This window comes from Microvirga sp. GN3 (assembly GCF_055792825.1).
In genome coordinates this window covers 25675-33391 of record NZ_JBVVAK010000090.1, presented here as the reverse complement: position 1 = coordinate 33391, position 7717 = coordinate 25675, and the positions used below count along the sequence as shown (strand labels likewise).

Annotated in this window: 6 protein-coding genes; all 6 read right to left on the bottom strand. The window is 62.3% G+C overall.

What is annotated here, in order from left to right; all coding sequences use genetic code 11:
• Positions 1-217: 217 nt before the first annotated feature.
• Genes ACS5Q1_RS31300 through ACS5Q1_RS31275 form a run of 6 tightly spaced genes read right to left on the bottom strand, consistent with a single transcriptional unit; the run spans position 218 to position 7656 of the window.
• Positions 218-2167: a CocE/NonD family hydrolase gene (locus ACS5Q1_RS31300; protein ID WP_473101866.1), complete on the bottom strand. Its 1950-nt coding sequence runs from the start codon at positions 2165-2167 to the stop codon at positions 218-220.
• Positions 2164-3750 (bottom strand): ABC transporter substrate-binding protein, encoded by a 1587-nt coding sequence (locus tag ACS5Q1_RS31295; protein WP_473101865.1) that lies wholly within the window; start codon positions 3748-3750, stop codon positions 2164-2166. Before ACS5Q1_RS31295 ends, ACS5Q1_RS31300 begins: the two co-directional genes overlap by 4 nt.
• Positions 3751-3768: 18 nt before the next feature.
• Positions 3769-4800 carry an ABC transporter ATP-binding protein gene (locus ACS5Q1_RS31290; RefSeq protein ID WP_473101864.1) on the bottom strand — a complete coding sequence of 344 codons (1032 nt, stop codon included), beginning with the start codon at positions 4798-4800 and terminating at the stop codon, positions 3769-3771.
• Positions 4797-5771, bottom strand: coding sequence for an ABC transporter ATP-binding protein (locus ACS5Q1_RS31285; protein ID WP_473101863.1), 975 nt, complete (start codon positions 5769-5771; stop codon positions 4797-4799). Before ACS5Q1_RS31285 ends, ACS5Q1_RS31290 begins: the two co-directional genes overlap by 4 nt.
• Before the next feature lie 11 nt (positions 5772-5782).
• Positions 5783-6685 (bottom strand): ABC transporter permease, encoded by a 903-nt coding sequence (locus tag ACS5Q1_RS31280; protein WP_473101862.1) that lies wholly within the window; start codon positions 6683-6685, stop codon positions 5783-5785.
• The gene (locus tag ACS5Q1_RS31275; protein WP_473101861.1) at positions 6682-7656 is read right to left on the bottom strand and encodes an ABC transporter permease; all 975 of its coding nucleotides are present in this window, start codon (positions 7654-7656) and stop codon (positions 6682-6684) included. The genes ACS5Q1_RS31280 and ACS5Q1_RS31275 overlap by 4 nt, the downstream gene beginning before the upstream one ends.
• Positions 7657-7717 lie beyond the last annotated feature (61 nt).

Below are 7717 nucleotides of genomic sequence, written 5' to 3'. Positions count from 1 at the left end.
CTCCTGTTCTGGAATTGCGCTTCAACAGCCGCAATCCTTCAAAACAGAAGCATCATCCGCATCCCCGGGCACCAAATGCCGCGTCAGCGGCTTCGTTCAATCCCCACAGACCTTAGCGCATCGGTCCCAAAGTGGCCCCCACTTCCGGGTCCGGTGCCCTTTTCTTGATGAGAGCGTCCCTGGGCGCACACAGAAGGGCCGCGCGATGCGCTGGCCTCTAGCCCCCTCGTGACGAAGAGCGCCCAAGGCTCATGATGTGCTCCCCCGGGACGCAGGGCAGGACAATCCGCGAGGCATATGTTGCATCGCAGTAGACAGAATTGCGCGCGATCTTGCGTGTCCGCCCCCTGCCCTCGGGCTCACCCGTGTTCGGGTTCACGTCGAACTTCGGAAAGTTGGACGACGAGATGTCGAGCCGGATCCGATGTCCCTTCTTGAAGAGATTCGCCGTCGCGAAAGGCTCAATCGTAATCTGGAAGATCTCCCGCGGCGTCACGAGTTCCGGATGCTCCCATGACTTACGGTAGCGGCATCGCAGGATGCCATCGGTCAGATTCATGGCATAGCCAGTCGGATAGTCCTTCGAGAGCGGATAGACATCGATCAGCTTTGCGGTGAAATCCGTATCGAGCGCATCCGACGAGACCCAGAGCTCGACGGAGATGGGACCGATGACGGCGAGGTCCTGCTCCAACGGCAGCGTCTCGAACGAAAGGACATCCCGACGGGCCGAGAGCGGCAGCCCCGGATGGTGGCAGCCGAAGAACTGCGCAGCCTCGCGCTGGTCGAACGCCCCGCCTTCGAAGACCGGCTGGCCGCTCGTCAACGCACCGCCGATGGTCGGCACAGGATCCGCCGGATCGAAGTCGTAGCTCAGGGGAGTGACGCCCGCATCCGCCGGCGTCTCGCGCAACTGCCCGCTATTGTGGATATAGAAGGACCGGAATTCGGTTTCGGGCAAGGGCCAGCGCGCTGCCTCGATCCAGCAACCGCCATGATCGAGCTTGCCCGCTTCGGTCTTGCCTCCCGTTCCTCCTCCCATCAGGAAGAGGCGAACGGGCGGGTCGCGATCGACGCTGTTCTCAATGCCTTTGAGCCAACGCTCGAACCACCGCCGACGGAACTCCAGCCAGGATGGCGTGACATTGCCGGCAATCGGCGCGCTCTCACCGAAATAGACGTCGCCGGAGAAGGTCGTGTTCCGGTTGCCGTGCAGCCACGGCCCCATGATTAGCGAGATCGGGCGTTCGCCGTTCCGCGATAGGCCCTCGTAATTGTCGAAGGTCGTGCGGACGTAGGCATCGTACCAGCTCGACAGAAGAGCCACCGGCACCTGCGGAAACGTGTCGTAAGACCCCTCCGCATAGATGCCGACCTTCTTCCAGAAATCGCCGAAAGAGCCTTGGCGCCATTGTTCGAGAACATAGCTTTCATACTCGGGCACCCAGCGTACCGGCGAACGCCCCTCCGACCATGGCAAGGCGCTGAACCAGGCCTTGAGGTCTTCCGCTTCGAGGGCCTCGACGATGAGGGGATCGTTTTGCGCCTCCGGGCTCTCCTTGGCGTGATTGTAGGCCCAGGTGAGTTGCTTGAGCTCGAACGCGCCACCCTGCCGGATGCCTGTGCGATAGGCGCTGGAGAAGCCTCCGGAATCGAGAACCATGCAGGCAAGGCCCGGCGGATTGAGACAGGCCAGCGCAGCCTGCGTGTGCGCCGCATAGGAAAGTCCCATGGTGCCGATCTTGCCGTCGCACCAAGGCTGCTCGACAATCCAGGCGCAGGTGTCGTAACCGTCGGGCCCCTCGGACAGATACTTCGTGAACGTCCCTTCCGAATTATAGCGGCCCCGGCAATCCTGATAGATCACCACGAAACCGGCCCTCACGAAATGCATCGCGACTTCGGCTCGCGTCATGGGTTGCTTCATCCCGGGCTCGATCTCGGAGCGCGAGCGCTCCGTCTTGCCGTAGGGTGTCCGCTCCATGATGACAGGCAGAGGTGTCTCGACAGGCCGTCCGTCGACTGCCGGACGATACACGTCCGTTGCGAGACGGACGCCGTCGCGCATGCGGATCATGACGTCCCGATGCACGATGATATCATCGGCGAGGACCTCCACAGCAGGTGCAGTGGAGGCAACGGACGGCAGAGCAGCTTGAGAGGTCATTGAGCAGTTCCCGCAAGGGTCGCCATCAGGTCTTCGCCGCGATTGGCCGTATAGGTAACATTCGCCTTCGAGGCCCAGTACACCTTCGGCCAGAACAACGGAATAACGCCGACATCATTCATCGCGACCCGTGTTGCTTCCTGCAGAAGGGCAATGCGCTTCTGCGGATCGAACTCCGACGTCGCCACCTTCATCTTCTCGTCGAACTGCGCGTTGGAATAGCGCGTGCGGTTGAAGGATCCTGTTCCGGCGTCCTTGTTGGGAGTCATCAGAAGGTTACGAAGGCTGGTCGCGGATGTCGGCGTCGTCGTTCCGAGCGAGAAGATGAAAGCGCTGAACTGCTGCTTGCCCGCGGCCGAAGCATAGACGTTGTAGGGCTGAGCCACCACGCCGTTCACCTTGATGCCGCCCCGGGCGAACATCTGTCCGATCGCCTGGGCGGATTCGGCATCTCCTGGGAAGCGGTCGTTGGAGGTGTGGAGAGTCAGGCCGAACCCCTGCGGGTATCCAGCATCGGCAAGGAGCTTCTTCGCCCCTTCCGGATCTGCAGCGGGCGCCTTCAGCGACGGATCGGCACCGCCGATCCCGTCGGGCACGATTTGCCCTGCCGCCTCGCCGGCATCATCGAGGATGCGGTCGACGATGAGCAGGCGGTTGATGAGCTTGGACAGCGCCTGGCGGACGCGCACATCCTTGAGCGGATTCGGATTCAAGGGCTTGCCGTCGGCGGCCACGACGAATGGGCTTTCATCGCGGCTCGCATCGAGGGCGAGGTACACGACGCGGGCCGAGGGTATCGACCAGAGCTTCACGCCGCCGACACCCGACAGGGTCTTCACGTCTCCCGGAGGAACGGCATCAATGAGGTCTACGGAGCCCGACCGCAACGCCGCCACGCGCGCGGCATCATTGGCGATGAACTTGATGGTGACGTTCTCGAAGGCAGGCTTCTTGCCCCAATAGGCATCGTTTCGCACCAGCGTGATGTGGTCGCCGGGCACCCATTCCTTGACCTTGTAGGGGCCCGTGCCGATGGCTGCGGAACGATCGTTGAACGCCTCGATCGTCTTGCCCTCGGCAAGCTTCTTCTGAACGATATAGACGAGGCCCACCTGCTCGATGAAGTCGGGTGTGGGGTTCTTCGTCTTGAACTCGATCGTCTGTGGATCGACGATCGTCATGCTGGCGATGGAGCCGATATTGCCCGTGAAGGGTGCGGGGCTGTTGGGAATGTCCTTCACCCGATTGAGCGAGAAGATCACATCCTCGGCCGTGAGCGGAGAGCCGTCTTGAAATGTGACGCCGGACCGCAGCTTGATCCGCCATGTGGTCGGATCGACATTCTGCCAGGATTCCGCGAGAGCGGGCGTCACCTGCAGGTTCGGATCGGGCGAGATAAGCCGGTCGAAGATCTGAGCGGCGATGTTCTGGTTGTTGCCGGTCCGGGAGAAGTGAGGATCAAGGGCCGAGGGCTCGGTCGAGCTGCCGATGATGAGATCGGCCGCATAGGCCGGCGACAAGGCGAGAAGCCCGGCCAGCGAGACCGTGGCGCCCAGGAATTTCAGATGTTGAAGCAGTTTCATGTGGTTCTCCCTTCTGGATCAGGATGCGGCGGCGATTTCCGGCCGTCTGTTGGTGGATTGGGAATCGTTGAGATGGCAGGCGCTGATATGGCCCGGCGCGATCTCCCGCAGCTTCGGCGCTTCCCTGCGGCACCGTTCGAACGCGTGTGGGCAGCGGGGATGAAAGTGGCAGCCGCTGGGGGGCGAGAGCGGTGACGGGATCTCTCCCTTGATGGGTGAGAAGATGCGCCGCCGGTTGGCGATGCTCGGCACCTCGTCGAGAAGAGCGACGGTATAGGGGTGATTGGGCCGGGCGAAGAACTCCTCGGCCGGAGCGCTCTCGACGATGCGGCCCAGATACATGATGGCGACGCGGTCGCTGATGTGCTTCACGACGCCAATGTCGTGGCTGATGAAAAGGTAGGTGAGACCGAGATCGCGCTTCAGATCCATGAACAGATTGATGATCTGCGCCTGGATCGAGACGTCGAGCGCTGCGACGGACTCGTCGCAAACGATGAATTGCGGCTTGACCGCGAGAGCCCGGGCGATGCCGATCCTCTGCCGCTGACCGCCAGAGAACTGGTGGGGATACCGCTCGCGATAGGCGGGGTCGAGCCCGACACGCTCCATGAGGCCGGCCACATAGGAATCCTTCTCGCGCCGGGATACGATGCCGTGGGCGACAGGAGCCTCGCCGATGATGTCGATCACCCGTTTGCGCGGATTGAGCGACGACATCGGGTCCTGGAAGATCATCTGGGCGGAGAGCTTCGCTGCCCGGGCATCCCGCTGACCGAGCTTGCGGCGATCCTGGCCGTTCCAGAGGATCTCCCCCTCGCTCTGGGGCATGATGCCTGCGAGCATCCGGCCCAGGGTCGACTTCCCGCAGCCGGATTCTCCCACAAGTCCGACGACCTCGCCGGGCATGATCTTCAGATCGACCGTGTCGACGGCATGCACGACCTGGGGCTTGAGATCCGCACCCAAAAGGCGCACGAGCCGCTCGGCGTAGTCCAGGTCCCGAACGAAGCGCTTCGAGACCTGAACAGCTTCGATCAGAGGCTTCATGCGGCTCTCCTCGCCTGGGGATGAAAGCAGCGCCAGGCAACGTTTCCGGCGTTTTCGAGGCGCGGCTCCGTCTCGCAGATCGATGTGGCGAAGGCGCAGCGCGTACGGAAGGCGCACCCGGAGGGTCGGCTCAGCGGAGACGGCGCCATGCCGGGTATGGCCTGAAGAGGAGCGCCGCGGGGTACATTGGCCGCGACCGACTGCAGAAGTCCGATCGTGTAGGGATGGACGGGACGGTCGAGGACGTCATCAGTCGGCCCCATTTCGACGATGCGGCCGGCATACATCACGGCGATCCGGTGAGCGAGGCCCGCGACCACTCCCAGATCGTGACTGATCCACACGAGCGCCATGCCGAGATCCTTCGACAATTTCTGGATCTGAGCGAGGATCTGCGACTGGATGGTGACGTCGAGGGCGGTCGTCGGCTCATCGGCGATGATGAGATCGGGACGATGCAGAAGGGCGATGGCGATGGCCACCCGCTGACGCATGCCCCCGGAGAATTGGTGGGGATAGGCGGCGAGCCGTTCGTCCGGCGACGGGATTCCGACCATGCCGAGGGTATCGCGGGCTCTTGCTCGCGCGTCGCTGACGCTTACCTTCTCATGTGCGAGAACGGCTTCGACCATTTGCGTGCCGACGCTGAGCACCGGGTTGAGCGTCATCATGGGATCTTGAAAGATCATCGCGATCCGCCGGCCGCGTATCTTCCTCATCTCATGGGCGGGCAGCCCCACGAGATCTTGTCCCTGGAAGAGGATCCGCCCGCCGACGACCCGCCCCGGAGGGTCGACCAGTCCGAGAATGGAGAAGCCGGTGATCGACTTGCCTGATCCGGACTCCCCGACAAGCCCGAGCACCTCTCCGCGGCGGACCTCGAAGCTCACTCCGTCGACGGATTTGACGATGCCCTTCTCGGTGAAGAAATGGGTCTGGAGATTCTCGACCATGAGAGTTGGATGGCTCATGACGCTCTCCCTCACTGCGCGAGCCGCGGGTTCAGCACCTCGCGCAGGCGATCGCCGACGATATTGATGCTGAAGACGAGGAGGACCAGCAGAAGACCGGGATAGACGCTGATCCAGTACTGTCCCGACATCAGAACCTCGTAGCCGTTGGCAATGAGGAGGCCGAGGGACGGCTCGGTGATCGGCAGTCCGATTCCAAGGAAGCTCAAGGTCGCTTCCGCCGAAATCGCATTCGCCACCTGCAGTGTTCCGATCACGATGAGCGGTGGCAGGCAGTTCGGGAGCAGGTGACCGAAGAGGATGCGTGTCTTGCTCAGATCCAGGCAGGCCGCCGCCTCGACATATTCCTTGCCCTTTTCGACCAGAGCCGCGCTGCGAACCGCACGGGCGAATAGCGCCCATTGCACCAGCACGAGGGCGAACATGACCTTGCCCACGCCCTGCCCGATCGTTGCAAGCAGCATCAGTGCCACAAGGATGGTCGGGAAGCCGAGCATCAGGTCGACAAGCCGCATGATCAGCGCATCGACACGGCCACCGAAATAGGCTGCTATCAGGCCAAGCGCAGTCCCGACCCCAAGGGCCACGACACCGCTGACGACACCGACCGCGAGGCTCGTACGCAGGCCATAGATCATGGCCGACAGCATGTCTCGCCCCTGCCCGTCCGTGCCGAGCCAGTAGATGCCGCCCGACATGCTTTCCGACCCAGGAGGAAGCCGTGCATCCATGATGCTGATCTGCATCAGGTCGTAAGGATCCTGCGGCGCAAGCCACGGCCCGAAAACCGCCGCGAGAAGCAGCAGCAGAAAGACGATCGCCGCAATGGTCGCCTTCGGGCTCTTGAGGAGGCCGTTGAGGGCACGGCCGAGAAGCGTGTCCGTGCTCAGCTTTCGAAGGGCAATGGCAGTCATGACGCGCTCCCCAGCCGGATGCGCGGATCGAGCAGGGAATAGAGGATGTCGACCACGAAGTTGATGACGATAAACAAGGTCACGACCACGAGCAGGTAGGCGACGACGACCGGTCGGTCGAGGCGCATGATCGAGTCGATCAAAAGCTTGCCCATTCCCGGCCAAGCGAAGATCGTCTCGGTCACGATCGCGAATGCGATGAGGCTTCCGAACTCGACGCCGACGACGGTAACGATGGGGATCAGGATGTTCTTGAGAACATGCACTGATACGATCCGGCGCTCGGAGACTCCCTTGGCCCTGGCGAACTTCACGAAATCGAGAGGCATCGTCTCTCGCACGCCGCTTCGGGTGAGACGGATGACGAGAGAGATGTTGAACAGGGCAAGATTGAGCGCCGGCAGAATGAGATGAGACAGGCCGGACCAGGTCACGAGACTGGTCGGGATTCCCAAGAAGTATCCGACCTCTCCGCGCCCGGTCGAGGGCAGCCACCCGAGCCAGACGGAGAAGATCATGATCAGCATCATCCCCTGCCAGAAATTCGGCAGGCTGAAGCCGAGGATCGACCCTGTCATGACGGTCTCGTCGAGAACTGTGCCGGACCGGAGGCCAGCCCAGAGGCCCAGCGGGATTCCCAGAACGAGCGAGAGAGCAAGAGCCACGAAGGCCAGCTCAAGCGTCGCCGGCATGCGGCTGAGGATGAGATCGATGGAAGGCTGATTGAAGACGAAGGAGCGACCCAGATCGCCCTGGAGGGCATTCCAGATGAAAGTGCCATATTGTTCGACGAGCGACCGATCCAACCCAAGGGCCCGGATCGCCTGCTCCCGTTCGGCGGGGGTCGCGTCTCCGGCGATCAGGATATCGACCGGATTGCCGATTGCGTAGATTCCCGCGAAAACGATGATCGACGTGATGAAAAGAACCAGCAGGCTCTGCGAAAGGCGCCGGACGATGAAGACGCTCATCGAAGAGGTCCCCTCAGGCGCGGCTCAAACGATCGGCCCATACAGGGTTTCGAAGGTTTCC

Coding starts and splice junctions, on each gene's coding strand:
- ACS5Q1_RS31300 (WP_473101866.1), bottom strand. CDS start 2,167: ATGACCTCTCAAGCTGCTCTGCCGTCCGTTGCCTCCACTGCACCTGCT.
- ACS5Q1_RS31295 (WP_473101865.1), bottom strand. CDS start 3,750: ATGAAACTGCTTCAACATCTGAAATTCCTGGGCGCCACGGTCTCGCTG.
- ACS5Q1_RS31290 (WP_473101864.1), bottom strand. CDS start 4,800: ATGAAGCCTCTGATCGAAGCTGTTCAGGTCTCGAAGCGCTTCGTTCGG.
- ACS5Q1_RS31285 (WP_473101863.1), bottom strand. CDS start 5,771: ATGAGCCATCCAACTCTCATGGTCGAGAATCTCCAGACCCATTTCTTC.
- ACS5Q1_RS31280 (WP_473101862.1), bottom strand. CDS start 6,685: ATGACTGCCATTGCCCTTCGAAAGCTGAGCACGGACACGCTTCTCGGC.
- ACS5Q1_RS31275 (WP_473101861.1), bottom strand. CDS start 7,656: ATGAGCGTCTTCATCGTCCGGCGCCTTTCGCAGAGCCTGCTGGTTCTT.